Source organism: Pseudomonas sp. IT-P100 (assembly GCF_949767185.1).
Lineage (GTDB): Bacteria > Pseudomonadota > Gammaproteobacteria > Pseudomonadales > Pseudomonadaceae > Aquipseudomonas > Aquipseudomonas fluorescens_B.
This window is the reverse complement of the sequence record NZ_CATKQK010000034.1, coordinates 1-1,327: the sequence shown is the minus strand read 5'-3', so window position 1 is coordinate 1,327 and position 1,327 is coordinate 1. Positions and strand designations below refer to the sequence as shown.

The window sequence follows — 1,327 nt, the reverse complement described above, 5'->3', positions numbered from 1 at the left end:
TGGACTTGCCCCTACCAAACCGGACACCAACTCCCCGTTAAATTGATGTTCCCGCTAAGCGCCTGAACTCCCTCGGTGAACGATATTTCAAGGCGCTGTGCGGATGCTGCTCGTTGTAATGCTCGAAGGCAATTGCCAGGTTGCGCAGCGCCGTTTCTCGATCCGGCTTGGGCATGTGCGCCACATAATCACGTTTGAGCGTCTTCACGAAGCTCTCGGCCATGCCGTTGCTCTGCGGGCTGCGAACTGGGGTGGTCACCGGCTGCAAACCGATCTGTCGAGCAAACAGGCGTGTCTGTTCGGCGGTGTACGCCGAGCCGTTGTCGCTTAGCCATTGCACCGGCGTAGCGGGCAGTTGATCACCAAAGCGCTTCTCCACGCTTTCCAGCATCAAGTCGCGGATATCATCGCCGCTGTACCCGGTCGGGCTCGCGACCCAGCCGATGGCTTCGCGATCACAGCAATCGAGGGCGAAGGTCACGCTCAGTTTGGCACCGTCCTCGCAACGGAACTCAAAGCCGTCCGAGCACCAACGCGTATCACTGGTTTCCACCGCAATACGGCCTTCGTGCCGACGCGGCACGCCGGGCTGTTTGATCCGGCGTTCAAGCAAAAGGTTGTGGTCACGCATCACCCGGTAAACCCGTTTCACGTTGACCGCCGGCAGCGACCGCTTTTCACGTGCACGACGCAGCAGTCCCCAGACGCGACGGTATCCATAGCTGGGCAGTTCGCTGACCTCTTGCTGGATTTCAGCGACCAGTTCTACATCGTTCACAGGCCTGCTTCGCCGCACTTTGGGCGATACCGATTGCTTGATTCGCACCGTTAATTGCGAGCGCGCCACACCGAGACATTCGCTGACCAGCTTCACTGGTCGTCCCCCGGCAACAAGGGTGAGTGCGCAATCCATTTTCGCGACCGGGCGATCTCCACGGCCTCTTTGAGGATTTCGGCTTCCATCGTTTTCTTGCCCAGCATCCGTTGCAGTTCACGGATCTGCTTGAGCGCATCGCTTAGCTCGGAGGCAGGCACCACGGCTTCGCCAGCACTGACCGCCGACAGGCTGCCGTCCTGATACAGCTTGCGCCACAAGAACAACTGATTGGCATTGATGCCGTTGCGCCGAGCCACCACTGAAACGCTTTGTCCTGGCTCAAGGCTCTCTCGAACCATGGCCAGTTTCTGCTCTGGGCTCCAGCGACGACGCCGCTCCTGGCCCAAAAGCTCACCACTCTTATCGTTGCTATTAGTCATAAACATAACCGTTTGCCTATCCCTTATCGTAAGGGGGAAACGGTGTCCTGTCTTTCATGGGGCTCGTTCA

1 protein-coding gene is annotated in these 1,327 nt (G+C 58.6%); it reads right to left on the bottom strand.

Annotated features, from left to right (window positions below):
- Nucleotides 1-37: 37 nt before the first annotated feature.
- Nucleotides 38-1,257, bottom strand: a protein-coding gene (locus ACM6IQ_RS22180; RefSeq protein ID WP_390896492.1) for an IS3 family transposase whose coding sequence is annotated in 2 segments (ribosomal slippage) — nucleotides 38-912 and nucleotides 912-1,257 — 1,221 coding nt in all. Because the reading frame shifts where the segments join, the coding sequence is not laid out codon by codon here.
- Nucleotides 1,258-1,327 lie beyond the last annotated feature (70 nt).